Here is a 25,813-nt window from a genome sequence, read left to right on the forward strand (position 1 = left end):
AACCCTCGGACGGGACCGCGTCGTGCAGGAAGGGTCATTCGCCTGCGCGGGTGGCGAGGACGGAGATCCCGGACGCGACTTCACGCCAGGCCGTCCCCGCATGTGCGAACAGCTGTCCGCCCGCACCGAGGATGCGCACTCCCGCGGTCGTCCGCGCACCGGCGGCGGAGATCGCATCGCCCGGAGCGGCCTCCGAGGTACCCGGTCCCCCGACCATCTGAGTGATGAGTTTCGGACTGCTCGGGTCCATCAGCACACCCAGCTGGTCGGGACCCAACCACACCAGGCCCGTCGCCGGCTCGGAGAGCTGGATCAGCTGCTTGGCATCGCTGAGCTCGATCGGAACGCCCGCGGCGTCGCGGACGATGCCGGCCACGACCACCCAGTACTGCCTACCGACCGTGATGACCGCGGCAACCCGACTGCCGTCCGCGGCGACCCGGAGGTCCGAGATCGCGGAAGCATTCGGCCAGGCGTTCGCCACCGTCTGCGGAACCACCTCAGCGTCCCAGGCGCGCAGGGCGGAAGGATCCCCTCGCGGCACCGACCAGGTGTACCCGTACGGGTCGAGCGAAGGATCGATGAGCCCGGTACGCGAATCCAGCTCGATGCGGCTGCCGTCGCGGACGAGGTAGACATGACCGTCTCCGAGTCGCGCCGCGACCTGGGACTCGTCCGCCGCCACATCGAGGGAGAGGATGGGTTGAGCGATCGCGGCGATCTCGGTGCTGATGCCGGGGAGCGGCGAGATCTCATCTCCCACGATCTTGCCGAAGACCCCGTCCTTCAGGACGAGCGTGCCGATCTCGGTCGAAGGTTCGATCACGTCGACCACGCCGGCATCGAGGTCGCGACCGTCCACGGTGAACTGCACGCGCGTGACTGCGACCCCCGCGGCCCTCAGCGTCGCCTGCAGCTGGGTGCGCATCCGCGCGAGCGTCGTCTCGTCGAGCGCGACCGCCGGACGAGTGAGCGCGACTTCGGCCACCTGCCCGGTGATCGGAACCGCGTCCTGGGCCAGCTGGACGTCGGCGGGGAACGAGTTCTGCACGACGGGATCCAGCCAGGCGCTGGGCACACCGCCGATCAGTGCCCGCGTCACCGTCGTCGCCGGACTCTGGCGCCGGGGGAACCACCTCATGTCGGGGACGAGTCGCGACCAGCTGACGTCGAAGTACTGCAACGGGTAGGCGTCGTACACCTTGTCGAACCGCGGGTCGTCGATCACGACCCCGTCGAGCGCTTCCGTGATGCGCCATTCGCCGTCGTCCATCCGCTCGAGGGCGAACGGCATGGTCGAGGCCCCGGGCGCATCCGCGTAGGCACCGGATTCGTCGACACTCGCGACCAGGTCCAGCTCGACCTGCACCTCGGCCGTATCGGCCTCCTCGACCAGCTCTTCGGGGACCGTCGAGGTGAGGATGCGGGACTCTGGGCCCGCGTCGACGGACACGCCGGACGCAGGTCGCCAGGTGCGCTGCAACGCCGGCGAAAGGAACTCCCGCGCTGTGGCCCAGTTGTCAGCCGTCGTGATGCCGGCCTCCAGGAAGCCCTCCACGATGCGCTCGGGGCCCGCCCCCTTGACCGGACCCGAGGCGACCGGAAGGAAATCGATGTCCTGCGAGGATTCGCCGAGCTTGAGGCCGACCGTCACGTCGCCGCTGGTCGGAAGCCCTGCACACGCCGGCAGCAGCAGCGCGGCGAGCGCCAGCGCCGCGCCACGCAATCGTCGCTTCGATCGTGCGCGGATCATGGCCCCTCCCCCTCGTCGAACAGCTCGATGCGACTCTCGGCGAGCGAGATCGGCTGCGTCGCGTCGCCCAGTTCCGCCAAGGGCTCCTGCGGCTCGACGGGGACCGGGCTCGGTCCGTCCAGCGTTCCCTCGTGCCGAGGAATGGTCAGCACGAAGTTCGTCCCGACACCGAGTTCCGACCAGACCGCCAGCGTTCCTCCGTGCAGGGTGGCGTCGCCGAGAGCGATCGACAGCCCGAGCCCCGTGCCGCCGATGGTGCGCTGTCGGGACGGGTCCGCCCGCCAGAACCGGTCGAACACCCGCTCGGCGTCACCCGGCTCCATCCCGAGACCGAAGTCCCGCACACCGGCGGCGACCGCGTGCTGGTTGCTATCGACCGTGATGACGACCGGACGGCCCTCGCCGTGCTCGATCGCGTTGCCGATCAGATTGCGCAGCACCCGGCGCACCCGGCGGGGGTCCATGTCCACGGGCGAGTAGCCGCCCGGCGCCACCAAGCGCAATTCGGTGCCGTGGCCATCCGCGAGCGGTCTCATCTGTTCGATGATGTCCTCGGCCAGGTGCGCGAGACTCGTGGCCTCGAGCTCGAGCTGCACCGATCCCGCGTCGTAGCGACTGATCTCGAGCAGATCCGAGAGCAGCGTCTCGAACCTCTGCACCTGCGCGTGCAGCAGTTCCGCCGCGCGCGCCGTGGTCGGCTCGAACTCCGCACGCTGGTCGTTCAGCATGTCCGCGGCGAGTCGGATGGTGGTCAGCGGTGTACGCAACTCGTGCGAGACATCGGAGACGAAGCGCTGCTGCACCATCGACAGCTCGCCGAGTTCCTTGATCTGCGCCTCGATGCTGTCGGCCATGGCGTTGAACGAACGCCCGAGGACGGCCAGCTCGTCCTCGCCGTGCACATCGATCCGCACTCCCAGATCGCCCGCGGCGAGTCGCGCACTCGTCTCGGCGGCCTGGACGATCGGTGTCGACACGGCTCGCAGGACGATCCAGGAGATCGCCGCCACGATCGCCACGAGCCCGATCCCGGCGATCCAGAGCGTGCGCTGCACGAACAGGAGCGTCTGATCGGCATCGCCCAGGTCATAGGCGAAGTAGATCTCGAACGGCCCTGCTTCCGGGACCTGGAGCTGCTGCCCCACGACGATCCCGGGGACCACCCCGCCGTTCTCGACCGGGAGCGCGACGGACTGCCACTCCTGGCGGTCATCGAGCTCGACCACGCGCCTGCGCAGTTCCGGGCTCAACAGGCTTTCGTTCAGCCCGGCCTCGAACCCGTTCAACGGCGAGGTGTCGGCGCCCGTCTCGATCTTGTATCCCGCGAGCTGGTCGGTGCTCGATGTCCGTGCCAGCGTGTCCCTGATGCCGTCCCAGAGAGTGCTGAGCGCAGCCGGGTCGTCGCCCACCTCGGCCACATCGAGGATCCGCTGCGCCTGGTCGACCGCCCGACGGGCGTCTTCGAGGGCGACGTTCTTCCGCGAGATGAAGAGGTCGTTCTGGATCGCGAGAGCCATCGTCACGCACGTGATGAAGATCGCCAACGAGGTCGCGAGCAGCGTGATCGAGAGGGTGCGGAACCGGAGGGACCGTCTCCACAGGAGGCCGAGCATCGTCGGCCAGCCTCGCCAGTCGCGCAGGACGGCGACCGTCGTCGTGGTCGCTGTCGTCGCAGCCATCGTGCTCCTAGCCCACGCTCCCGGCACGGTAGCCCACACCACGCACCGTCATCACGATCTTGGGGTTGTCCGGGTCGAGCTCGACCTTGGCGCGAAGGCGCTGCACGTGCACGTTCACGAGTCGTGTGTCGGCCTTGTAGTGGTATCCCCACACCTGTTCCAGGAGCATCTCCCGGGAGAAGACCTGCTGCGGCTTCGAGGCGAGAGCGACGAGCAGCTGGAACTCCAAAGGCGTGAGTGCGATCGGGTCCGTCCCTCGACGCACCTCATGCGCGTCCACGTCGACGGTGAGGTCGCCGACCCGCAGCTGTTCGCTGGTGGCCTGCGGCGTCGGGCGGAGACGAGTACGGATCCGCGCCACGAGTTCCTTGGGGTTGAACGGCTTGACCATGTAGTCGTCCGCGCCCACCTCGAGCCCACGGACGACGTCGGCGGTGTCGCTGCGTGCCGTGAGCATGATGATCGGCACCCCGGATTCGGCGCGGATGCGCGTGCAGATCTCGATCCCGTCCATCCCGGGGAGCATGAGGTCGAGCAGCACCAGATCGGGCCGCTGCGTGCGCCACTCCTCGACGGCTCGCGCTCCGTCCGCGCAGAAGACCGGCTCGAAACCCTCGGTGCGCAGCACGATTCCGATCATCTCGGCGAGTGCTGTGTCATCGTCGACCACGAGAATGCGTGAGGTCATAACTGTTACCTTATGGCACCCAGTCCCAGAGGCCCCAGGTCTGCGCACCACGTCGTGGATATGACACGATGGGACCGCACGATGGAGGGAGTGCCTTTTGAGTGGCCAGACATGGACGCCCGCCCCGAAGAAGGGGATCATCCCTCTTCATCCGCTGACATTCGGAATGCTGCTGGGGAAGGCCTTCGCGGCGCTTCGGCACAACCCGAAGGTGCTGTTCGGGTTCGCCGTCGTCATCCAGCTCGTCGTCGTTCTCGTCACCGCGGGCGTGATGGGGGTCGTGTTCTTCACGACGTTCTCCCGGTTGGAGACGGTCTCCCCCTCGTCACCGGACTTCGAGGCGGTGCTGGCCGGGACGGTCGGGATCAACCTCATCGCCGGAATCGCCGTGGGCCTCGCGACGATCGCGTTCACCGCGGTCATGCAGGGCGTCGTCGCCGCCGAGATCGGCTACGCAGCCGTCGGCGTGAAGGCCACGCTCCGGATGCTCTGGCGCAGGATGGCGCCGTCGTTCTGGCGGCTCGCCGGCTTCGCGTCGCTGACGGTGGCCGCGGTCTTCGGGCTCTTCGCGATCGTCGCGGCGATCATCGCCGCGTTCGTGGCGGGCGGCCTGGGTGGCAGTGCCGAGCTCATCGGCGTCGTCGTCCTCACGGTGATCGTCATCGTGCTGGCCGCCATCCCGCTGTTCGTGTGGCTGACGACGAAGCTGCTGCTGGTGCCGTCGATCCTCGTCCTCGAACGCGCACGCTTCCGCGACGCACTCGTCCGGTCCTGGCGCCTCACCCGGGGCCGCTTCTGGGTCGCCTTCGGGGTCGTGTTCCTCATCAACCTCATCATGGGTGTGGCGATGCAGGTCGTGAGCATCCCCTCGACGCTGCTGAGCACGCTCCTCACTCCCGTGATCGCGCCCACCGGCGCCGTGGAACCTGCGGCCGTCGTCGGTTTCGTCCTCGCGATCCTCGCGCCGCAGATCCTGATCCTCGTGATCCAGGCGATCGCGGCGGTGGTCCAGAGCACCGGTGCCGCACTCATCTACGTCGACTGCCGGATGCGGTACGAGGGTCTGGATCAGACACTCATCGCGTATGTGGAACGCCGGGACCTCGGCTGGACGGACGAGCAGCAGGGTGACCCGTTCCGCGTGGACCCCGCCCGTGCCGTCAGCTCCGCACCACCGCCCCGACAGGTCCCAGAGCACGTGCAGATGACCCAGGGCTACGCCTCTGCTCCGTACGGCACCGCACCAGGTGCTCCCTCCTCCCCCTACCCGGCAGCACAGCCCTACACGGCAGCGCAGCCCTACCCGGGACAGCCTTCACCACCGCCCCCGGCGCAGCCCTCCGCACCCCCGGTGCCGCCACCATCGCCGGGGAGCACGGGATCGATGGGGACCGCGCCGACGGGGTTCCCGCCCCCGCCTCCGCCCGCACCGCCCGCACCGACCGCACCGCGGGAGACCGGGTGGGCTGCGCCCGGCGGCGATGACACGGCATGATCCGACCGTTCGACGACCTGTTCGTCCCCGACGGCGATGAGGCGCGACGCTGGGCCGAGGAGGAGCTCTCCAACCCGCGCTATGCCGACGCGAAGCCGACGTGGTTCGACCTCTTCGCCCGTGACGTGGGCCGTTTCCTCGCCGATCTGTTCAACGCCGACAACAGTGCGAATGTGGGGCCGGCCGCCCTCATCATCGTGATCGCCCTCATCGTCGCCGCGTTGATCGCGGCCCTCATCATCTGGGGTCGGCCTCGAAGGTCTCGCACCGTCCGACGCGGCCGCGCGGATCTCCTGGGCGCGGCCGATGATCGCTCGGCGTCACAACTGCGCAGCGACGCCGAGCGCCGAGCACGCGAAGGCGATTGGAGCACGGCGACGATCCTCCGGTACCGCGCCATCGCCCGGAGCCTGCTGGAGCGGGATCTGATCGATCCCGCCCCCGGCGCCACCGCGCAGTCCATCGCGCGCGACGCGATCCGGGTGTTCGAGCAGGAGGCGGAGGCGATGCGCCGCGCGGCCACTGCGTTCGACGACGTCCGCTACCTCGGGCACGCCGCGACGGAGCAGACCTATCGAGAGCTCGCCGCGACCGACGCCCGACTCCTGTCGCTTCGCCCCGAGGAGGTGTCGGCGTGAGCATGACCGCTCAAACCCCGTCGGTCCCGTCGACCGCCGAGCACCGACCGCGCAAGACGAAGGCGATCGTGGGCTGGCTGATCGTGGTGGCGCTCGTGCTGATCGTCGCCTTCGTCGCGCTCCGCGTCAGTGTGACACCGCCGGGAGCACGCGGAGCGCTCGATCCGGAGGGCCGGGACGACGCGGGCGCGCTCGCCCTCGCCGAGATCCTTCGCGACCGAGGAGTCGACGTCGACGTCGAGCGTTCCCGGACGGCCGCGCGCGCGGCGATCGGCGACGACACGACCCTCGTGATGGCGAATCCGTACACGTTGACGGACGACGCCCTGGAGACGCTGATGGAACCGGCGGACCGCATCGTGTTCCTCTCCGCAGGCACCCATCTCCTGAGCGCACTCGACATCGGCGAGAACGCCCCGGGGACGCTTCCTGCGGTGTCCGCCGAGTGCGATGTCGCCGAGTTCGCCCGAGTGGGGACGATCCGCGCGGACAGACTCTTCTCCCCCACGAGTGGGGTGGTGCCCTGCTTCGGCGATGCGAACGGCGCCGCGGTACTCGTGGACGACCGCACGGACGACCGCCGCATCGTCGTGGAGGGCTCGAGGCTCTTCGGAAACGCCTCCCTCGCGGAGAACGGCAACGCCGCGCTGGCCCTCGCCCTACTCGGGCAGACGGACCACGTCGTCTGGTACGTCCCGAGTTTCGCGGACTCCGACATCGAGGGCGAGTCGATCGACACGCTCGGAACCTTGACACCGCCCTGGGTCACTCCGGTGATCCTCCTGCTGCTCCTCACGGGGATCGCCGCAGCCGTCTGGCGCGGTCAGCGCTTCGGCCCGCTGGTGGCCGAGACCCTGCCCGTGACCGTCCGCGCCTCCGAGACGATGCACGGGCGCGCGCGTCTGACGGCCAGGGCCGCGGACTCGGCGCACGCCGCGGAAGCTCTCCGCGACGGCGCCCAGCGCCGACTCGCACGCCGCCTCGGGCTCGCCGCACACGCCGGCGCCGACGAGGTCGCCGACGCGGCCTCCGACCGGCTTCGGATCCCGCGCGGAACCCTGCAAGCCCTGCTGGCCGGGCCCCTGCCCACCGACGACACAGCCCTGATCGATCTCGCACGACGGCTCGACGACCTCGAGGCCGCAGTGGAGTCGAGCACGCGCAGCGCGAGGAATGACGAATGATCGAACGAGCCGACCCTTCCATCCACCCAGAGAAGCCGAGGGAACCCCGTGACCGTTGAGAATCTCCCCGCCGACGACGCCGCGCTTCGTCAGGCCATGCATCGGGTCCGCACCGAGGTCGACAAGGCCGTCGTCGGGCAGGCCGGCACCGTCACCGGACTCCTGGTGTCCCTGCTCGCCCGGGGCCACGTCCTCCTCGAGGGCGTGCCCGGGGTCGCGAAGACGCTGGTGGTCCGGTCCTTCGCTCGAGCGCTCGGCCTCGACACGAAGCGCGTCCAGTTCACGCCAGACCTCATGCCGGGCGATGTCACCGGTTCGCTCGTGTACGACGCGCGCACCGGTGAGTTCGATTTCCGGGCCGGCCCCGTGTTCACCAACATCCTGCTCGCGGACGAGATCAACCGCACGCCTCCGAAGACGCAGGCAGCCCTTCTCGAGGCGATGGAGGAGCGCCAGGTGTCGGCCGACGGTGTCAGTCGTCCTCTGCCGGATCCGTTCCTCGTCGCTGCGACCCAGAACCCGATCGAGCACGAGGGCACCTACTCACTGCCCGAGGCACAGCTGGACCGCTTCCTGATGAAGCTCGTCGTCGGCATGCCCGAACGCGATGCCGAGCTCTCGGTGCTGCGCCGCCACGCCGACGGCTTCTCCCCCCGCGAGCTGACGGGTATCGATCCGGTGGTCTCGCCGGACGAGATCCGTGCCGCCCAGGAGCGCGCAGCGGCGGTCGAGGTCACCGACGACGTGCTCGGCTACGTCGTCGACCTCGCGCGCGCGACACGCCAGTCCCCCTCGGTCGAGCTCGGTGCCAGCCCCCGCGCCTCGACGGGACTGCTCGCGGCTGCCAAAGCCTGGGCTTGGCTCAATGCCTCCTCCGCGGTGACCCCCGACCACGTGCAGACCATGCTGGTTCCGGTCTGGCGCCACCGGCTCCAGTTGCGGCCGGATGCCCAGATGGAAGGCGTGTCGGCCGATGCGGTCCTCACTTCCGTGGTGCAGCAGACCCGGGTGCCGATCTAGGTGTTCATCACCGGCCGGCTCACCATCGCCCTCGCCGTGGGCGTCCTCCCGCTCGTCCTCATCGGACTGGCGGGCTATCCGGCGTACCCCGCCCTCGGGGCCTGGATCGGCCTGTGCGTGCTGCTGGTCGCGCTGGATGTCGCACTCGCTGCGAACCCCCGATCGGTGACCGTGAGCCGCCGGGTGCCCCAGCGAGCTCGTCTGGGCGAGCAGGTCCCGGTGAGTGTCGCCGTCCACAACCACGGCACCAGGACACTGAACGCCGTGATCCGCGACGCCTGGCAGCCCACGGCCGGCGCTCCCGCCGAACGCCAGCACCTGCGTGTGGCGCAGGGGGAACGCGCCCGGGTCTCGATCACCCTCCGCCCCCGGCGACGTGGGGAACTGGTGAGCGACTTCGTGATGATCCGCTCGCGCGGCCCGCTCGGCCTCGCCGGCCGACAAGCGCGACACGTCGTCCGCGGCGCGATCCGGGTGCTGCCTGCCTTCTCCTCGCGCAAACACCTGCCCTCGCGCCTCGCACGGTTGCGCGAACTGGACGGCAACACCAGCATCCAGGTGCGCGGTCAGGGAACCGAGTTCGATTCGCTGCGCGAATACGTACGGGGTGATGACGTGCGCTCGATCGACTGGCGGGCCACGGCTCGAGCCGGAACGACGATGCTGCGCACGTGGCGTCCTGAGCGCGACAGGCACGTGGTCATCATCATCGACACGGGCCGCACAGCCGCTGCCCGAGTCGGGGACGGCACCCGTGTCGATGCCTCCCTCGAGGCCGCTCTGCTCCTCGCCGCGCTCGCCTCCCGTGCTGGCGATCACGTGCACCTGCTCCTGTACGACCGCGTCGTCCGTGGCAGGGTGACCGGAATCGACGGCACCGCGCTCCTCCCGGCGATGACCGACGCGATGGCCCCGGTGCACGCACGCCTGGTCGACACCGACTGGCACGGTGCCTTCGCCGCGGTCCGCTCGCTCACCACACGACCGTCGCTGATCGTCGCGCTCACCGCGCAGGATGCCGCAGAATCGGCGCGCGGCTTCCTCGGGGCCTTCCCCCGGGCGTCACGGGCGACGACGGTCCTCGTCGGTTCGGTGACGGACGATGGCATCGGTGCCCTGGCCCGAGAACGAGGTTCCCGGGAAGAGGTGTATCTCGCCGCCGCGGCCGAACGCACCCTCCGTGACGCGGAGAACGTCGCCGACGCGATCCGCAGAGCCGGTGGAGAGGCGATCGCCGCCGACCCGGAGGAACTCCCCCCTCGCATCGCGGATCGCTACCTCGAGCTGAAGGCCGCAGGACGCCTCTGACCTGTGCCGTGCCCGTGCGCTGAGAGCGATCAGCCGGAGATGAGCCGCGGAGTCCCCGCCTCGTACTCGACGAGGTCGCCGGTCTCCCCCGCCCGGTGCGCACGCCCGCCGATGACGAGCATGTAGATCAGGAACACCGCGAGCGCGGCCGCACCGATCCCGATCTTCACCGGCCACGGGAGACCCCAGCCGGTCACGAAGCCCTCGACGAGCCCCGACAGGAACAGCGCGAAGATGAGTCCGATCGCGACCGTGGCGAGTGCCCTCCCCTCCTCGGCGAGAGCCTCCCCGCGGGTGCGGTGCCCGGGAGCGACCCAGGCCCAGAAGATGTGCAGCCCCGCGGCGCCGGCGACGAAGATGCAGGTCATCTCGAGCATGCCGTGCGGGAGGATGTAGAGCACCATCAGATCGGCCTTGTCGTGCGCCGCCATGATCGCGCCGGCAGTGCCGATCCCCATCGCGTTCTGCACGAGCATGTAGACGGGCCAGATCCCGGTGACGCCGAACAGCACGCACTGCATCGCGATCCAGGCGTTGTTCGTCCACACCATGCCCATGAACGTGGCCGCGGCGTTCTCGGTGTAGTAGCCCGTGAAGCTCTCGTCCGCGTACTGCTCGAGGGCGTCGGGCGGACCGAGGGTCGCGATCAGCGCCGGGTCGCTCGCGATCCATGCGGCTGTGCCGACCGCGACGGCGATGAAGGCGACCGCGATCACCAGAGTGGTCCATCGCAGGCGGTAGAGAGCGGCAGGAAGCTGCAGTCGGAAGAACCGTGCCGTCTGGGTGAGGATGCTGTCGGACGCGCCGGTGAGGCGGAGCCGGGCTCTCACGAGGATCGTGGACAGGTACGCACCCTGCGGCGAGTCTCCGACCGAGGTCTTCAGTTCGGCGAGGTCGGCCGACGCGGCGCGGTAGCGGACGATGAGCTCATCCACTCCACTGCCGTCGAGTCGGGCGCGGCTGAGCTCGTCGAGCCGTTCCCACTCGGCACGGCGTGCATCGGTCAACGCGTCGGCATCCACCTGATTTACTGTACTCATGTCCACCCCGATCGACGTCTCCGACGAGGTGCTCTCCGGCGAAGCCGTCGCCATCGATGTGCAGCCGGTCGGCTTCCTGCTGCGCGCGCTCGGTGCCGCCATCGACATGCTCCTCGGATACGCCGTGTTCGCACTGTGGCTCTTCCTGCGCATCTGGCTGCTGAACGCCGGCGTGCTCGACGATGCCACCGACCGCATCGCGACGGTCGCGGCGATCGTGGTCAGCTTCGTGGTGCTGCCGATCACCATGGAGGTCGCGCTCAAGGGCCGCAGTCTGGGCAAGCTCGCGATCGGCGGACGCATCGTCCGCGTCGACGGAGGCGCCGCCGGATTCCGCCATGCCTTCATCCGCGCGCTCATCGGCGTGCTGGAGATCTACATCACGTTCGGCGGCATCGCCGTGCTCACGGGCGCCTTCACGGCGCGGTCCCAGCGGCTGGGCGACCTCGTCGCGGGGACCTACAGCCAGCGCGTCCGCACTCCGGCCCTCATCTCGCACGCCCCCGTGCTGCCCCCGGCGCTGGCCGGGTGGGCGCAGATCGCCGACGTCGCACGAATGCCCGACCGGCTGGCTCGGCGCATCTCGCAGTTCCTGGTGAGCGCTCCGCGGATGATCCCCGCCGCGCGGGCCCGCGTCGCGCAGGAGCTGCTGGCGGAAGCGACACCGTTCGTGTCGCCGGTGCCGCCCGTGTCACCCGAGCAGGTTCTCGTCGGCATCACCGTGCTGCGCCGCGAACGGGAGCGCCGAGCGCTGGAGAACGCCGACCGCCGCGCCGAACGGCTCACCGGACGTCACGTCGGCGTCTGAGTCCCGCCCGGAGGACGAGCGCCGACACGGACGAGCGCCGACACGGACGCGGTCAGTAGCGGTAGTGCTCGAGCTTGTACGGCCCCTCGACCGGCACGCCGATGTATGCGGCCTGCGCGTCGCTGAGCGTGGTCAGCTGCACCCCCAACGCGTCGAGATGGAGGCGGGCCACCTTCTCGTCCAGGGACTTGGGAAGCACGTACACGCCGATCGGGTACGCCTCGATGTTCGTGTAGAGCTCGAGCTGCGCCAGAACCTGGTTCGTGAAGGACGCACTCATCACGAAGGACGGGTGGCCGGTGGCGTTGCCGAGGTTCATCAAGCGGCCCTCGCTGAGCACGAGCACACTGCGCCCGTGGGGCAGACGCCACTCGTGGACCTGCGGCTTGATCTCGATCTTCTCCGCGCCGTCGAGGGCTTCCAGACCCGCCATGTCGATCTCGTTGTCGAAGTGCCCGACGTTGGCGACGATCGCCAGGTGCTTCAGCGCCAGCATGTGCTCGGTCGTGACGACATCGCGGTTGCCGGTCCCGGTCACGACGATGTCGACCTCGCCCGCGACGTCGAGCAGACGCGCCACCTGGAAGCCGTCCATGGCGGCCTGGAGCGCGCAGATCGGATCGACTTCACTGACGATGACCCTGGCTCCCTGTCCACGGAGGGCTTCTGCCGCCCCCTTGCCGACGTCGCCGTACCCGCAGACGAAGGCCACCTTGCCGCCGATGAGCACGTCGGTCGCGCGGTTGAGCCCATCGGGGAGGGAGTGGCGGATTCCGTACTTGTTGTCGAACTTGCTCTTGGTCACCGAGTCGTTGACGTTGATCGCCGGGAACAGCAGATCTTCGGAGGCGGCGAGCTCGTAGAGACGATGCACACCTGTCGTGGTCTCTTCCGTGACCCCGATCAGCCCTGCGGCGAGCGCCGTCCAGTGATCGCTCGACTCCGCGAGGGAGCGGCGCAGGAGGTCGAGGATGATCGAGTATTCCTGTGAATCGGTCTCGGTCGGTGCAGGTACTGCTCCGGCCTTCTCGAACTCGACGCCCTTGTGCACGAGCAGAGTCGCATCGCCGCCGTCGTCGAGGATCAGGTTGGGTCCGTCGAACCCGCTCGACGACCAATCGAAGATCCGCGCCGTGCAGGCCCAGTACTCCTCGAGGGTCTCCCCCTTCCAGGCGAAGACGGGCACGCCTGCCGGGGCGTCGACGGTGCCTTCGCGGCCCACGACGACGGCGGCGGCCGCCTCGTCCTGCGTGGAGAAGATGTTGCAGCTCGCCCACCGGACCTCGGCGCCGAGGGCCACGAGCGTCTCGATGAGGACCGCGGTCTGCACCGTCATGTGGAGGGAGCCCGCGATCCTGGCGCCCTTCAGCGGCTGAGCCCCGCCGAACTCCTCCCGGAGTGCCATGAGTCCGGGCATCTCGTTCTCCGCGAGCCGCAGCTGGTGACGGCCGGCTTCGGCGAGGGACAGATCGGCCACACGGTACTCGAGCTCAGGCATGCGCTCATTCTTCCATCCTGTCGGCCCCTCACGACCGTGTGTGTCAGAAGCGGATCGCGTCGATCACCTTCACCCGTAGCGCGACGAGCGCGGGGATGAACCCCGACACGGCGCCCACGACGACCGAGGCGATGAGTCCGACCAGCGCCGCCCTCATCGGGAACGGCGGGACGTCCTGGATCCCGTAGAACATCGTGGTCACGATCCAGTCCGATCGCAGGACGGCGACGACGATCGCGATCCCGATGACTCCGGCGACGGTCGTCGCGACGAGGCTCTCGAGGAAGACCGAGAAGAAGACCCGGCCCGAACTGGCGCCGAAGGCGCGTCGCACGCCGATCTCCCGCACGCGCTGCCGCATCGCCACGAGCTGGATGTTGATCAGGCTGAGAGCACCGAGGGCGAGGATCAGCGAGGCGATTCCTCCCGTGATCATCTCGAAAGTCGCCTGGACGTCCAGGGCTCCCGGCTGCGCCGCCCAGTCGGTGCGACTCACCGAGATCGTCTGCCCCTCGGGCAGCCCCGCGCGCAGATCCATCGCCAGCACCGGGCCGATCTGATCGGCTTGATCGACACCGACCCACACCTCGTACTGCGTCGAGACTTCCGCGGGCAGAGCGTCCACTCTGTCGCGATAGTCGTCGTACAGCAGATCGACCCGCAGCTCCTCGTCCCCGAAGCCCTGCCGGGGAACGATGCCGATCACCTGATACGTGCCGCCTGCCGCGCCGCCGAACTCGACGGTGGGGTGCTGAGACAGCGGCACCCTCCCCAGACGGTCCCAGAGCGCCTCCGTGATCACGACCGGAGGTGCCATCGCCTCCAGGTCGGAGTCGAGGAACCAGCGTCCCTCCAGGAGCTTCTCGCGATGGATCTGCGGGAATGCCGGGTCCATGATGCGCGCGGGGACCGGGGTGATGCCCTCGGGAAGATGCACATCCAGCATGACGCCCTGCGCGATCCGCGTGGTGTGACTGAAACCGAACCGCTCGGACACCCGGGTGAAGCGATCGTCGAATTCGTCGGCGTCGATCGGCGTGCCGTCGGCCGTGCTCGCCGAGACGGCGATGGTCGCGGCGCGTCCGCCCCACCGGTCGGACTGCTCCGCCTGGAACTGGCGCTGGTACTCCGAGATCGCCACGACCGCGGTGAGCGCGCCGACCGAGACGGCGATGCCGATCAGGCTCAGCAGCACACGCAGCTTGTGGACGCGGATCTCCGCCCAGGCGTCGGAGAGCGCGCCGAGGAACCCGGTCACGAGACGGACTCCGCCACCGCGGGTGTCCCCTCCGAGGGCACGGACGCCGCGAGCGTCGAGGCCTCGAAGGCGCGGCCCAGGTCCACCGGTTCCAGGCGTCCGGCGTCCAGGCGGTAGTGCCTGCGTGCGCGCGCGGCGACGTGCAGGTCGTGCGTGATGGTGACGAGCGCCGCATCGGTCTCGGTGGCCACCTCGTCGAGAAGGGACATCACGGAGGCCCCGGTATCGATGTCGAGGGCGCCCGTCGGCTCATCCGCGAGGATCAGGACGGGCTTCCGCACCAGCGCCCTGGCGATCGCGACCCGCTGCTGTTCACCCCCGGAGAGCTTGTCGGCGATCTGGTCGACGCGATGGCCGAGGCCGACACGCTCGAGCATGTCCGCGGCGATCTGTCTGCGGTTCCAGAACATCCGGCCCTTCGCATGTCCGAGAGGCATCGTCACGTTGTCGAGCGCGGTGCGCCCGGGGAGCAGATTGAACTGCTGGAAGACGAAGCCCACGTTGTCGCCACGCAGCCGGTCGAGGCGTCCCGACCGCATCCGGCGCACTTCACGCCCTTCGAAGGAGACGGAACCGGAGGTCGGCGCATCCAGCATCCCGAGGATGTTGAGCAGCGTCGACTTGCCGGACCCCGAGCGCCCGACGATCGACACGTGGTCCCCGGCGCCGACTTCCACGGTGATGCCGCGAAGGATCTCGAGCCGCGAGTCGTCCGGGAGCAGAACGCTCTTCGCGACGTCGTCGAGAGCGACGAGGCTCACCAGCTCATCCCGCTGTCGCACTGTTCGACCCCCGGCGACACTTCGTAGCAGAACTCCTCGACGGGGGCGACGAAACCGGGCACGAACTCGCGGATGCTGTCGCCTTCCGCCAGTCCCTCCGTGACCTCGACGATCACCCCGTCATTGACCCCGAGCGTCACCGTGCGCTCCTCCGGCTCGGAGCCGTCAGCCGCGTCGACCCAGACCGTGCCTGATCCGGCACCGCCCTGCACCGCGGTGACCGGGACCACGAGTGCGTCGTCGACCTGGCCGAGCGCGAGGTCCAAGGTTGCGGGAAGCCCGGCGAAGACCGTCTGGTCCTTCGGGATGGCGCACCGCACGCTGGCTGTCCCCTCTGCCGAGACCTGGACGCGCACGCCGGTGCACGCGAACGGGGCCGGTCCGCCCGTGATGGTGATCGTGGCCTCGCTCGGCGCGTTCACGAGACGGTACAGCTGGACCGGGTCGACGGTCGCCAGCAGGTGGTAGCGCGCGGGCGTGAGCTTGTACGTCTCGGTACCGACGGACGTCATCTGCCCCTTCACGAGAGCGATCTCCGACACGTCGCCGGCTTCGGGGGCGAGCACGTCGATGTCCTTCCGGGGATACTCCTGACGAACGGTGAAGAGCTTCTGACCGGCGCTCACCGCCGCGCCTTCGCTCACGTGGACGGCCGTGACCGTCCCGTCGAGTTCGCTGCGCACCCCGAAGCTCTCGTCGCGAGCGATGTTGCCGGTCAGGGTCAGAGCATTGACGACCGAACCACGTTCCACGGCGACGATCGGGTCGGTGATCCCGGCATCAGGGCTGACGATGGTCTCGGCCCGGTCGGGGAAGAAGGCGATCTTGACGAGCGCGGCGGCGCACGCACCGAAGACCACGACGAGAAGCAGGGGGAAGATCCAGCGACGCCAGACGATCACGAGTGCCTTTCCGGCTGCGCCGCCCTGGCACGCCTCGGGACAGCGTATCCAGGCGCAAGCGTTCTCCTGGGGCGGCGGACACCGCGTGTCCGGCCCGGACGGGCGCCGTCAGACGCGGAGGGCTTCGTGGCGGACGACGAGCCAGCCGGCCGGGACTGAGAGTCGATCCGCGTGCGGCGAGCAGAGGTCGTGGGCCTGAGGGTCGTTCGCGGCACCGAGCGGTCCGAGCGCCGCCATCTGGTCGCCATAGTCATAGGTGAGGGTGGCCACGGCTTCTCGCACGCAGCCGACCTTCGAGCACAGTCGTCCGTCCATCTCCGCCAGCGTACGGCTGCCGTCCGTCGACGCTCGGGATGCCGCGCCGCAGACGCGGACACCACCTAGACTTTCGTCATGCCCCGTCGTCGCACTGCCCACGCCTCCGCCGCCCCTCGGCGCGGTGCCCGGCACGGACGTCACGGACGTCTGGGCCGCAGCGAGGTCGTACGACCTCCCCTCGCGCCCCTCGACGGACGCCTGGACCGCTTCGACCTCACGGTCGGCACGGCGGTCGAGTTCCTCCGTGGAACCTGGCCGGAGCTGCAGGAGGTGCGATTCGAGATCGGGGCGATCCCGGGTTTCGACGCGACCGACGAGGTTCCACGCTGGTACCTCGACCGTGAGAACCGACGCATCGTGCTGTTCCGCCTGCCCATCGAACGGTTGCTTCCCCCGGGTCACGACGACGCGCCGCATCGGCGGATGGCGATCGAGAGCGCCGTATTCCGGGCCGCCGCCGAGTACGTCGGTCGCGAGCCGTGGGATCTGGGCCACGAGCACTGACCTTTCCCCGCGGGAGATCAGGGGTAGACCGTTATCGCCTTCTCCACGCCGGCGCTGGCCTGCACAGGTGACACGGCGATCGCTCCCGGGGCGGTGAGGGTCACGGCGGCGCGAATCGAGCCGTCCGTCCTCATCCGGTAGGTGGCGCCGGGATCGACTTCCACGCCGAGCGACTCGCCTGCGGCGATGACCATCTCCTCGGGCAGACCCCCGTCCGACGTCTCGAGGGTCACCGTCACATCCTGATCCGACGTGTTCGCGAGCTGGACCCGGGGCGCCGGCCCCGACGGCACGGCGAACAGGACATCGCCCTCGATCTCCGGCGCCGGGGTGATCCAGGCGAAGTCGGAGTCGCGACCGAAGCCGTCCTGCTCCCGGAGCGCGGCCACGACCGGAGCGTCCGAAACGACGTCGACCGTGTACGAACCCGGTGCCAGGCCGGTGAGCGCGACCTGCGCGGGCAGGTCGGCTTCGACGGGGACCGAGAACTCATCGACCACGGCGGACGATCCCTCGGCCCGCACCCGGACCTGCACCCGAGCATCCACTCCCGGTGACAGCACTCGGAGGACGGCCATCTCGGCATCGTCCCCTGCGGATGCGAAGACTTGGACCCCGGCCAGCACGAGGTTCTCCTGCGGGCCCGCGACGGCGTCCTGCAGATCGATACCCGCCGGGTCGAGGACCTGCACGAGGGAGGATTGGAGGACGGCACGGACGGGTGCCCCCACTGCCCCGACGCGAACCACCGGCGTGGTGTTCCCCGCCGCGATCGACGTCAGTGGGAGCGCGGTCTGCGTGCGAGCGGGCACGATCACGGTGCGCGCGCTCCTCGTCTCTCCATAGACCGAGAGCGTGACGGTCGACGGCACCTCGGCCGCGTTCGTCAGGATCACGATGTCTTCGGTGCCGGTCGCGGTGCTGCCGCCCACGAGCCACGAGTCCAGCTTCGGAACACCGCAGGGGGCGGCCGCGTATCCGGCGAGATCCTCCGTCGCGATGCTGACCGACTCGGCGGCGGCGATCAACGGAGCGGTGCGTCCTTCCACAGTGCCGGTCAGTACGCGGACCTCGCCGGCATCCGGCACATCTTTCACGGCGAGACCCTCGGACGCAGGGTCTCCCGCAGTTCCGCCGAGGGTCACGCTCGGCCGCGCGGCGGACGACATGCTGAGCGGATCGATCGCGTCGCGACCGAGCGCGCGGAGGTCCCCGTTGCAGACGAGCACGCTGTCGCCGGGAAGGGGCGTAACCTGCATCTGGGCCGCGTCGTGGCTGATGCTCGGCCAGGGCGCATGCACCGCCGCAGCGACCCCTGCCACACAGGCGACGATGACCACGCCTCCCGTGACCAGGCGCGCACTGGTGGCGGCGACGCGGATTGCGCGTGAGCGGCTCATCGGTCTCCCTCCACGGACCTGTCGGGGCCGTCCTCATCAGCGCCTGCCGGTGGGGACGCGTCGTCCGCTGCGGCAGCCTCATCGCCGCTCGGCTCGGGGTCGGGCTCAGGTTCAGCGATCGGCACCAGCGCCTCGTCGTTCAGGGCAGCGGCATCCTGCGGCTCCTCGAGAGCGCCGACCGGGGGCTGCTCCTCGAGATCGTGCCGGTCCTCCGCATGCCGCGGAAGCACCAGAGGCTCATCCGGAGCGCGCCCGACGATCCGGGACTGCGCGCGCGCCGCGCGGCGCGAGGCGCGCGTGGGGATCGACAACAGCAATGCGGCGAGCACCGCCATCAGCTGGAGCGTGAGGACGAGCCTGACCGTCCCCTGCTGAGCGGCGCTGAGGGCAGGAGAGGCCGCAGCCTCCGCCTCCAGCCGCCAGAGCACCCCGCGATCCGTGCGGCCCGCATGCACGAGCCCGGGCCGCTGATCGATCGAGGCGATGGCCATGGCACGGAGGGCACGCGCCTTGTCTCCGTCGCTGCCGGCGCCCTGAGCGACCAGCACGTAGCTGATCCCCTTCACCGCCAGCTCACCCGGCGCATCGAACTCGCGAGCGGACAGCAGGTCCACCGCGAGGGTGGAGACGTCCGCCCCCTGCGGTTCCGTCGCCGTCGAGGTCATGGTCGTCTGCGACCCCAAGGTCTTGCTCGCCCCCCGGACGACCTCGACCGCGAGTCCGCCGTCGTTCTTCGGGGTGAGGACGAGCGTCGCGACGTCGCGATCACCCGCTGCCTGGGCTGCGACGTAGGCGGGCAGAGTGGATTCTGGACCGTTCGTGAGGAGGGAGCGATCCGTGTGGAAAGCCGTGAGCGCCGGGACCGCGCAGACCGCCAGGGACAGGGCCGCGACGGTCGCTGCGACACCTCGCAGGCGCGGCGCCGTGATGGCCGTGTCCAGCGTGACGAGCGCAGCGCCGAGCACCCCGATCCAGGCCAGGCTGAGGCCTGCCCCCGGCCAGATCGCCACTCCAGCGCCCTGGTCGAAGCTCACGGTGACGCCCACGGCGAAGAAGGCGGTGGCGAGGCCGGTGACCGCGACGACGAGAAGCGTGATCCCCGCCCGCCACCGCGGCGCCAGGGCGGAACCCAGAGCGAGGAGGGCGGTCGGGGCACAGAGGACCCAGACCCAGAGCGTGACCGCTTCGGGCGCGAACGATGCCCACCCGGCGAGGTCCGTGGTCGGGAAGCCCATCGCGAGGGCCAACCTCCCCGCGGCGTCGGCTGAGGCCTGCGAGCCCGCCCAGATCAGCCCCGGGTCGCCCAGGACACCCCACGGCGTCCCGTGCGCGAACTGCCAGAAGACGAGGGGGGCGAACAGCGCCACCGTCGGCACCGGCAGCCAGAGCAGACGCGCGGCCCCCCGGAACTGCGCCGTGCCGAGCACGATGCCGAGCGCCATGACCCACAGCAGGACCAGCGCGGGCGCCAGCGAGGGCGCGCACGCGAGGACGGCCGCGAGCAGCAGCGACGCGCTGCCGGCGGCTCCCCACGATCGGTGGGCGACCACGGCGGTGTGGAAGAGCCAGGGAAGGAGGAGATGTACGAGGACGGCGCTCGGACGCCCCTCGACGAGCGCCGTGAGGAACGGAGGGGTGAGCGCCCAGGCGACGCCGGCGAAGATGCGCAAGCCCGACCGGTCGGTCACCCGAGTCGCGGCGAACCATCCCCCGAGGACGGCGAGTGGGAGGGCGAGCATCCACAGGAGCACCATCGCGAACGACGGACCAGCAGGCCACAGGGTGCCGAGCACCGCCACGATCGCTGCGAACGGATCGGCAGGTCCGATGAGGTCGACGGCGGTGCCCCGAAGGCCCCAGGCCGCGTCGCTCCACAGCGCGGCGACGGTCTGACGGAGCGGGAGCAGTCCGCCGCCGCCGAGTGCCGGCCACGCCAGGAGGGTGGTGAACGAGGCGATGCTGACGACGAGCGCCCCGAGCACGGCCCACGCTCCCCCTCCGGAGAAGAAGCGCAGTTCGCTGACCGCGCCACCCTCGCTGCCATGCCCGTCGTCGAGGTGCCGACGCAGATCCGAGGAGGTGATGCGCAGCGGCGCGATGCTCGCCCACGTCGACGTTCGGAAGGCGCGGATGCGCGACCTCGATCGCGCGATCGCTCCGAGGCGGATCATCGCGGTGAGCGCTGCCCCCCATTCAGGGAGCACGGCCTCGGGCCGCTTGCCGATGAGGTGGGTGAGGGAGCGCCACAGCGCGAGCGGAAGCAGGCTCAGCCAGTGCAGCGGCACCGCCGCGGCGGGAGCGTAGGCCAGGCGTCGATGCAATTGGGCGAGCCGCGTGACGTACGCCCGGCGCGACCGCCCGGACGGCAGCGCCGCAGGACCGCCGGGAGCAGCCGAGATTCGTGCGCTCGGTGCGAGTACGACGCGTCCGCCGCCGAGGCGTGCCCGCACCCCGAGGTCGAGTCCCTCATCGGCGCCGGCGAGAGCGGGGTCGAGACGCAGAGCATCGCGGACTTCGCCACGGATGAGGATGCCCCGCACATCCGACCCGAGAGCGTCATCCATGCGATCGTGCTGGCCCTGGTCGAGTTCGCCGGCCGCGAGCTCGACCGAGCGGCCGAGAGCCGTCATCGTCACCCCGAGGGAGACGATCTCGCGGTCGTTGTCGGTCGCGACGAGCTTGGGCGCGATGATCGCCGCGGAGGGCGAGCGTTCCAGCGTTCCGCGAAGACGCTCCAGTGCGCGCGGATGCGGGGCCGTGTCCTGGGCGAGCAACCAGATCGCTGAGCCGTCGAGCACCCGCGGCCGAGCGAGGTCGACCGCCTCGGCGAAGGAGGTGCTGGCGCGTGCCTCGATGATGCCCTCGACCGTCGCGGCGACCGCTTCGCTCTCCCGCATCGAAGACGAATCCCCGCAGACGACGAGCGTCACGGCGTCCGCGGGTGCGGTCTGGGATCGCACGGCGTCGAGAGTGCGGAGGAGCTGCGCGCGGGAGGCGGATCCGGGGCGCGCGACGATGATGGCGTGAACTCGGGCTGGCATGTCCTCGTCAGCCTATGCGCGGGTCTGGCGGCGCTGGAGCAGCCCGTGCGGCGCGCCCGCGAAGCCGTGCCACGCGGAGACGATGCGGACGATCAGCTGGCGCGGCGCTTGAGCTTGCGGCGTTCGCGCTCCGAGAGACCGCCCCAGATGCCGAAGCGCTCGTCGTTGTTGAGCGCGTACTCGAGGCACTCGCTGCGGACGTCGCACGTCGTGCAGATGCGCTTGGCGTCCCTGGTGGATCCACCCTTCTCAGGGAAGAACGCCTCCGGGTCCGTCTGCGAGCAGAGTGCGTCGCTCTGCCAGGCGAGGGCGTTGTCATCGTCGGATGCTTCGGTCCGTCGAACCCCGGGAACACCGAGGTTGATCGGATCGACGAACCAGTTCTCCGGTACGTCGGAACGGTATCCCGTCATCTCGATCTCCAACCCTGTCTCCGCCCCCCGGCGGGCCGTGCTCATGACTAATTACACCCGTGTCATTCGCTCCGGTCAAGTCGCGGATCGTAAACCCTCAAGCGGCTCTTTAAGGTTCTTGAGGGTCGATCGGCGTGTCGCGCGGTCGGGTCTGCTCAGCGCCCGGGGCTCGCGATGAAGACCTCGCCGACGCCGGAAACGGTGAGGGTGTCTTCGTCGGCACTCGCGAACGCCGCTGCACCGACCACGACGTCGATTCGCTCGCCGTCCGCAGAAGCGACGGCGACCTGCCCGCCCGTCGCGAGCACCATCGTCGGCCCGGACACGTCTAGGGCGACGGGGGTACCGTCGAGCTCGATCCTCGTGAGCGCGAAGTCGGGCACCGGAACCGGATAAGCCGTGACCCCGCCGTCACCGTGGGGGCGCAGCACCGGAACCTCACCGGGAGTCGCGTCGAGGATCGCGAGCAGTTCGGGGACATCGATGCGTTTCGGGGTGAGCCCGCCCCGCAGCACGTTGTCGCTCGCCGCCATGATCTCCACCCCGAGTCCGGACAGGTACGCGTGGAGCAGACCGGCGCGCAGGAACACCGCCTCGCCGCGTCGCAGGACGACGTGGTTCATGAGCAGCGCGACCACGACGCCCGGATCCCCCGGATAGTTCTCGGCGACGCTCGCGATGGCACGGAGCGTCGTCCCCCACTCCCCCGTGTCACCGTCTCCACGCACGGACGCGGCCACGACGGCCGAGATGATGTCGTCGACCGCAGCGTTCGCTCCGCCCCCGAGCAGCCAGCCGATCGTGTCCCGAAGGGAATCGTCGCCGGCGCCGAGTCGGTCGCGCAGCTGAACGACGCCCTCGCTGTCGTCGAGCAGCCCCAGCAGCGCGAGTGTCTCGTCGACCGGACGAAGACCGCTCAGCGACTCGAACCGCTCGCTGAGGGCGACGATGAGCTCGGGCTTGTGGTTGTCGTCCCGGTAGTTGCGCCGCGGATCGTCCGCGGCGAGTTCGCTCTCGCGCTCCCAGCCCGCGCGTGCCTGCGCGATCGTCGGGTGCACCTGGATCGACAGCGGACGCCCGGCTGCGAGGAGCTTGAGCAGGTACGGCAGGGTCCCCCCGGTGACCTGATCGAGGGTTCCCCCTCCGGCGACATCGGACGGATCCCCGGGGTGGTCCCCGAACCAGACCTCGGCCTCCGGCGCGCCTGTCGGCGTGCGCCCTTCGAGTCCGGCGAGGAGGGAGTCGGATCCCCACGCGTAGTCGCGGGGAGCATTCGTGAGGCTCAGCAGCATGGTCCCAGCGTAGGGTGCACTGCGGCGTTCAGCGACGCGCCGAGCGCGGCGCGGTAGCCTGAACGCGATGGCCCAGTACACCAAGCACCCGGTGGCAGCCCCGCCGACACCGCCGGAGCGCGAGTCGACGGGGCATCTGATGCTGCGCGGCTACGTGATCCTCGTGCTGATCGTGACGTTCGCGCACACCGCGGTGTACAACCTCGTCGGCATGGAGGGGGCCGGTGCCACTCTCGTCGCCTTCACACTCGCGACGCTGGCCATCGGCGTCCCGATGCTGGCCCGCAATCACCCGCAGCCGTTCCGCTGGCGGCGCCTGCCCTGGACGGCGATCGGTTACACGGCGTTCGCCCTCCTGTCCGTCGCCTGGTCGCAATGGCGGGGGCCGACTCTGATCACCTGGTTCCTCCTCGCCGCGGTGACCGTCAACGGCCTCTTCATCGCGCACGTGCTCACCTGGCATGAGATCGTGCGGGCCCTCTCCTCCGCGTTCAAGTGGATCCTCGGCCTCTCGCTCGCCCTCGAGCTGTGGGTCTCACTCGTCCTGCACGGTCCGCTCCTGCCGAATTTCGCGACGCTGCCGGACGGCCGGATCGACCCGCAGCTCTACTGGGTGCGCGACAACCTCTTCGACGGCGGCAGGATCCAGGGGATCGTCGGCAATGCGAACGTGCTGGCGATCATCTCGCTGTTCTCGATCATCACTTTCGGGGTGCTGTTCGTCGCCCGCGCGCGCTGGCGCACCACGCTCGCACTCTGGATGCTCCTCGCGGCATACTTCCTGTTGCGCACGTCCTCCGTGACCGCCTTCATCTGCGCAGCCGCGACCGCGGTCGTCCTCGTGGTCGCACTCCTCATGCGTCGCGCCCGCACTCCCGGCGCACGAACGCGCATCTACGTCGTCGCCATCGGCGGGACGGCTCTGGCCGCGGCCGTGGTCTGGCTGCTCCGAGAGCCACTCCTCGGACTCGTCGGCCGCACCTCCGATCTCACCGGGCGCTCCGATCTGATCTGGGCGAAGGTCCTGGAGCGGGTCCGCGAGCACCCGATTCTCGGCAACGGCTTCTCCAGCCCCTGGATCCCCACCGACCCGTCGTTCGATCACTGGATCACCGATCACGGCATCACCGTCTTCCACGCGCACAACATGTGGCTCGATGTCCTGTTCCAGCTCGGCGTCGTCGGCGTCATCCTGATGGGCGTGGCGTACCTGAGCCTGTTGTGGCGCTCCTGGTTCTTCGCCGTCGATCGCCCCCGGTGGGACCTCGATTCCGCGCGCCCCTTCTCTCCGCTGACGCTGTTGCCCAGCCTGTTCACCGTGGTCCTCCTCGTCCAGGGGTTCGCTGAGTCGACACCGATCATGCTGTGGGGCTGGATGCTCGTGGTGCTCCTGTCGTTCAAGCTGAAGTCGGTCCCGCTGGTCGGGGTCGGCGAGCGCGACCTCGTGTTCGAGCGCGGTGCACGGCAACGGCGGGTTCCGTGACGTCGTCGCGCCCCCTGGTGCGGCTGCTCGGATCGGTCGAGCTGGCTCGCGCCTTCGCCCTCGCCACTCTGACCACGGTCTTCGCCTCGTACGCGATCGAGCGGATGACGTCGAAGGTCACGCTGGCCACCATCATCACGGTGCTCTGCTTCCTGGGCGCGGCGATCCTGTGGGTCCGACGGGATGAGCTGTCCCTCCTCCGGATCGCCCCATCGTCGCTCATCGCCTTCCTCGGCTGGGCTCTGGTGAGCCTGGTGTGGACGACGGACCGCTCGGACACGCTGTTCGGCTGGATGTCGCTGTTCGGTTACGCGTTCCTCGCGATCACGATCGGCCACATCCGTGACACCCTCCAGACCGTTCGCGCGATCGGCGACACCCTGCGCGCCCTCCTCGCCGTCTCGCTGGGACTCGAGATCCTGTCCGGCATCCTCCTCGATCTCCCGTTCACCTTCCTCGCCATCCAGGGAAACCTGGCGGAAGGCGGTCCGATCCAGGGCCTGTTCGGCAGCCGCAACATGCTCGGGTTCATCGCGGTCATCGCCCTCATCACGTTCGTCATCGAGTGGCGCACACAGTCCGTGAACCCGCCGCTCGCCGTGGTCTCGATCGGCCTCGCCGGTTCCCTGGCCTTCCTCTCGGCATCGCCGACCGTGCTCGTTCTCGCCGTCGCCGTGGGCACCGTCACGCTCGCGCTGACGATCGTGCGACACACGTCACCCGCGCGGCGCAACATCGTGCAGCTCGTCCTCGGCATCCTCGTGACCCTGACGCTCACGATCGCGTTCGCGCTGCGCCACCAGATCATCGCGCTGCTGGACGCCGGATCGGACTTCTCGATCCGCGCGTCTCTGTGGAACACGATCCTCGACTTCGTCGCCGTCAGACCGATCAACGGGTGGGGATGGTTCGGTGAGTGGGCCCGTGGCGAATACCCGTTCACCTTCATCAACTTCCAGCTCGACGACCATCACCAGAGCGCACTGAACGCGTTCTTCGATGTGCTGCTCCAGCTCGGCGCGGCCGGTCTGGTGCTCTTCCTGTTGCTGGGCGGCGTCGCGCTGATCCGCTCCTGGCTGGTCGCCAGCGTGCGACGATCCGTCGTCTACGCCTGGACGCCGATCATGCTGGTCACGTTGGCCGTCGACTCGATGTTCGAGAGCTTCACGCTGGTCGGCGCCGGGTGGTTCATGCTGGTGCTCTGCGCGTTGCGCGCCGGACAATCGCGGTCCTGGCGCGAGAACATCGACGCTGTGCACACGGGCGCGATCCCGACGCTCCGCCCGCAGGAGTAACCGCCCACAGGCGT

The 25,813-nt window shown here is 69.6% G+C and carries 22 protein-coding genes; 9 read left to right on the forward strand and 13 right to left on the reverse strand.

The window, feature by feature from the left end; translation table 11 throughout:
- Nucleotides 1-34: 34 nt before the first annotated feature.
- From ACLF6J_RS04495 to mtrA, 3 genes are read right to left on the reverse strand one after another with little or no spacing between them, the layout of a single operon-like run.
- On the reverse strand, nt 35-1,753 hold the full coding sequence (locus tag ACLF6J_RS04495; RefSeq protein WP_244093627.1) for an LpqB family beta-propeller domain-containing protein: 1,719 nt from the start codon (nt 1,751-1,753) through the stop codon (nt 35-37).
- On the reverse strand, nt 1,750-3,432 hold the full coding sequence (mtrB, locus tag ACLF6J_RS04500) for an MtrAB system histidine kinase MtrB (protein WP_047524413.1): 1,683 nt from the start codon (nt 3,430-3,432) through the stop codon (nt 1,750-1,752). Before mtrB ends, ACLF6J_RS04495 begins: the two co-directional genes overlap by 4 nt.
- A 7-nt stretch (nt 3,433-3,439) precedes the next feature.
- Nucleotides 3,440-4,120, reverse strand: a complete 681-nt coding sequence (gene mtrA, locus ACLF6J_RS04505; protein ID WP_047524414.1) for an MtrAB system response regulator MtrA — start codon at nt 4,118-4,120, stop codon at nt 3,440-3,442.
- A 97-nt stretch (nt 4,121-4,217) separates the two neighbouring features.
- Between mtrA and ACLF6J_RS04510 the strand changes: the two genes are divergently transcribed.
- The 5 genes from ACLF6J_RS04510 (at nt 4,218) to ACLF6J_RS04530 (ending at nt 9,765) form a co-directional block, all read left to right on the forward strand.
- A complete protein-coding gene (locus ACLF6J_RS04510; protein WP_279586698.1) occupies nt 4,218-5,615 on the forward strand; it encodes a hypothetical protein in 1,398 nt (465 codons plus the stop codon).
- On the forward strand, nt 5,612-6,253 hold the full coding sequence (locus ACLF6J_RS04515) for a DUF4129 domain-containing protein (protein WP_134353469.1): 642 nt from the start codon (nt 5,612-5,614) through the stop codon (nt 6,251-6,253). The genes ACLF6J_RS04510 and ACLF6J_RS04515 overlap by 4 nt, the downstream gene beginning before the upstream one ends.
- A gap of 2 nt (nt 6,254-6,255) precedes the next feature.
- Nucleotides 6,256-7,437 (forward strand): DUF4350 domain-containing protein, encoded by a 1,182-nt coding sequence (locus ACLF6J_RS04520; protein WP_134353468.1) that lies wholly within the window; start codon nt 6,256-6,258, stop codon nt 7,435-7,437.
- A 96-nt stretch (nt 7,438-7,533) separates the two neighbouring features.
- On the forward strand, nt 7,534-8,457 hold the full coding sequence (locus tag ACLF6J_RS04525) for an AAA family ATPase (RefSeq protein ID WP_227992070.1): 924 nt from the start codon (nt 7,534-7,536) through the stop codon (nt 8,455-8,457).
- Entirely contained in the window at nt 8,458-9,765 is a 1,308-nt protein-coding gene (locus ACLF6J_RS04530; RefSeq protein ID WP_421076834.1) for a DUF58 domain-containing protein, read from the forward strand.
- Between the two features lie 29 nt (nt 9,766-9,794).
- Here ACLF6J_RS04530 and ACLF6J_RS04535 read toward each other — a convergent pair whose 3' ends face one another.
- On the reverse strand, nt 9,795-10,787 hold the full coding sequence (locus ACLF6J_RS04535; protein WP_134353990.1) for a stage II sporulation protein M: 993 nt from the start codon (nt 10,785-10,787) through the stop codon (nt 9,795-9,797).
- Between the two features lie 16 nt (nt 10,788-10,803).
- Between ACLF6J_RS04535 and ACLF6J_RS04540 the strand changes: the two genes are divergently transcribed.
- The gene (locus ACLF6J_RS04540) at nt 10,804-11,613 is read left to right on the forward strand and encodes an RDD family protein (RefSeq protein ID WP_131491981.1); all 810 of its coding nucleotides are present in this window, start codon (nt 10,804-10,806) and stop codon (nt 11,611-11,613) included.
- A gap of 52 nt (nt 11,614-11,665) precedes the next feature.
- Here the strand turns inward: ACLF6J_RS04540 and ahcY are convergent, their stop codons facing one another.
- The 5 genes from ahcY to ACLF6J_RS04565 form a co-directional block, all read right to left on the reverse strand.
- Entirely contained in the window at nt 11,666-13,111 is a 1,446-nt protein-coding gene (gene ahcY, locus ACLF6J_RS04545) for an adenosylhomocysteinase (RefSeq protein WP_134353466.1), read from the reverse strand.
- A 43-nt stretch (nt 13,112-13,154) separates the two neighbouring features.
- The gene (locus tag ACLF6J_RS04550; RefSeq protein ID WP_134353465.1) at nt 13,155-14,369 is read right to left on the reverse strand and encodes an ABC transporter permease; all 1,215 of its coding nucleotides are present in this window, start codon (nt 14,367-14,369) and stop codon (nt 13,155-13,157) included.
- Complete coding sequence (locus tag ACLF6J_RS04555) at nt 14,366-15,130, reverse strand: ABC transporter ATP-binding protein (protein ID WP_134353464.1); 765 nt, start codon at nt 15,128-15,130, stop codon at nt 14,366-14,368. The genes ACLF6J_RS04550 and ACLF6J_RS04555 overlap by 4 nt, the downstream gene beginning before the upstream one ends.
- On the reverse strand, nt 15,127-16,053 hold the full coding sequence (locus tag ACLF6J_RS04560) for an efflux RND transporter periplasmic adaptor subunit (protein WP_134353463.1): 927 nt from the start codon (nt 16,051-16,053) through the stop codon (nt 15,127-15,129). Before ACLF6J_RS04560 ends, ACLF6J_RS04555 begins: the two co-directional genes overlap by 4 nt.
- Before the next feature lie 108 nt (nt 16,054-16,161).
- A complete protein-coding gene (locus tag ACLF6J_RS04565; RefSeq protein WP_047523011.1) occupies nt 16,162-16,368 on the reverse strand; it encodes a DUF3499 family protein in 207 nt (68 codons plus the stop codon).
- A gap of 78 nt (nt 16,369-16,446) precedes the next feature.
- Between ACLF6J_RS04565 and ACLF6J_RS04570 the strand changes: the two genes are divergently transcribed.
- The gene (locus ACLF6J_RS04570) at nt 16,447-16,875 is read left to right on the forward strand and encodes a hypothetical protein (RefSeq protein ID WP_244093626.1); all 429 of its coding nucleotides are present in this window, start codon (nt 16,447-16,449) and stop codon (nt 16,873-16,875) included.
- Between the two features lie 17 nt (nt 16,876-16,892).
- Here the strand turns inward: ACLF6J_RS04570 and ACLF6J_RS04575 are convergent, their stop codons facing one another.
- The 4 genes from ACLF6J_RS04575 to manA all read right to left on the reverse strand — a co-directional run bounded on the left by ACLF6J_RS04575 (nt 16,893) and on the right by manA (nt 23,021).
- Nucleotides 16,893-18,275, reverse strand: a complete 1,383-nt coding sequence (locus ACLF6J_RS04575; RefSeq protein ID WP_134353462.1) for a DUF5719 family protein — start codon at nt 18,273-18,275, stop codon at nt 16,893-16,895.
- Entirely contained in the window at nt 18,272-21,316 is a 3,045-nt protein-coding gene (locus tag ACLF6J_RS04580) for a glycosyltransferase (RefSeq protein ID WP_134353461.1), read from the reverse strand. Before ACLF6J_RS04580 ends, ACLF6J_RS04575 begins: the two co-directional genes overlap by 4 nt.
- Nucleotides 21,317-21,408: 92 nt before the next feature.
- Complete coding sequence (locus ACLF6J_RS04585; RefSeq protein WP_081997016.1) at nt 21,409-21,729, reverse strand: WhiB family transcriptional regulator; 321 nt, start codon at nt 21,727-21,729, stop codon at nt 21,409-21,411.
- A 155-nt stretch (nt 21,730-21,884) separates the two neighbouring features.
- A complete protein-coding gene (gene manA / locus ACLF6J_RS04590) occupies nt 21,885-23,021 on the reverse strand; it encodes a mannose-6-phosphate isomerase, class I (RefSeq protein WP_134353460.1) in 1,137 nt (378 codons plus the stop codon).
- A 67-nt stretch (nt 23,022-23,088) separates the two neighbouring features.
- Here manA and ACLF6J_RS04595 point away from each other — a divergent pair, with 67 nt between their 5' ends.
- Nucleotides 23,089-24,504, forward strand: coding sequence for an O-antigen ligase family protein (locus tag ACLF6J_RS04595; RefSeq protein WP_134353459.1), 1,416 nt, complete (start codon nt 23,089-23,091; stop codon nt 24,502-24,504).
- Entirely contained in the window at nt 24,501-25,799 is a 1,299-nt protein-coding gene (locus ACLF6J_RS04600) for an O-antigen ligase family protein (RefSeq protein ID WP_134353458.1), read from the forward strand. Before ACLF6J_RS04595 ends, ACLF6J_RS04600 begins: the two co-directional genes overlap by 4 nt.
- Nucleotides 25,800-25,813: the final 14 nt, after the last annotated feature.

Origin of the sequence: Microbacterium sp. IO18, assembly GCF_049099505.1 — a bacterium.
GTDB lineage: Bacteria > Actinomycetota > Actinomycetes > Actinomycetales > Microbacteriaceae > Microbacterium > Microbacterium aurugineum.

What these genes read in the sequence shown, in the direction of transcription:
- ACLF6J_RS04495 (WP_244093627.1), bottom strand. Translation starts at nt 1,753, where the DNA reads ATGATCCGCGCACGATCGAAGCGACGATTGCGTGGCGCGGCGCTGGCG.
- mtrB (WP_047524413.1), bottom strand. Translation starts at nt 3,432, where the DNA reads ATGGCTGCGACGACAGCGACCACGACGACGGTCGCCGTCCTGCGCGAC.
- mtrA (WP_047524414.1), bottom strand. Translation starts at nt 4,120, where the DNA reads ATGACCTCACGCATTCTCGTGGTCGACGATGACACAGCACTCGCCGAG.
- ACLF6J_RS04515 (WP_134353469.1), top strand. Translation starts at nt 5,612, where the DNA reads ATGATCCGACCGTTCGACGACCTGTTCGTCCCCGACGGCGATGAGGCG.
- ACLF6J_RS04520 (WP_134353468.1), top strand. Translation starts at nt 6,256, where the DNA reads ATGACCGCTCAAACCCCGTCGGTCCCGTCGACCGCCGAGCACCGACCG.
- ACLF6J_RS04525 (WP_227992070.1), top strand. Translation starts at nt 7,534, where the DNA reads ATGCATCGGGTCCGCACCGAGGTCGACAAGGCCGTCGTCGGGCAGGCC.
- ACLF6J_RS04540 (WP_131491981.1), top strand. Translation starts at nt 10,804, where the DNA reads ATGTCCACCCCGATCGACGTCTCCGACGAGGTGCTCTCCGGCGAAGCC.
- ahcY (WP_134353466.1), bottom strand. Translation starts at nt 13,111, where the DNA reads ATGCCTGAGCTCGAGTACCGTGTGGCCGATCTGTCCCTCGCCGAAGCC.
- ACLF6J_RS04565 (WP_047523011.1), bottom strand. Translation starts at nt 16,368, where the DNA reads ATGGACGGACGACTGTGCTCGAAGGTCGGCTGCGTGCGAGAAGCCGTG.
- ACLF6J_RS04570 (WP_244093626.1), top strand. Translation starts at nt 16,447, where the DNA reads ATGCCCCGTCGTCGCACTGCCCACGCCTCCGCCGCCCCTCGGCGCGGT.
- ACLF6J_RS04575 (WP_134353462.1), bottom strand. Translation starts at nt 18,275, where the DNA reads ATGAGCCGCTCACGCGCAATCCGCGTCGCCGCCACCAGTGCGCGCCTG.
- ACLF6J_RS04580 (WP_134353461.1), bottom strand. Translation starts at nt 21,316, where the DNA reads ATGCCAGCCCGAGTTCACGCCATCATCGTCGCGCGCCCCGGATCCGCC.
- ACLF6J_RS04585 (WP_081997016.1), bottom strand. Translation starts at nt 21,729, where the DNA reads ATGACGGGATACCGTTCCGACGTACCGGAGAACTGGTTCGTCGATCCG.
- manA (WP_134353460.1), bottom strand. Translation starts at nt 23,021, where the DNA reads ATGCTGCTGAGCCTCACGAATGCTCCCCGCGACTACGCGTGGGGATCC.
- ACLF6J_RS04595 (WP_134353459.1), top strand. Translation starts at nt 23,089, where the DNA reads ATGGCCCAGTACACCAAGCACCCGGTGGCAGCCCCGCCGACACCGCCG.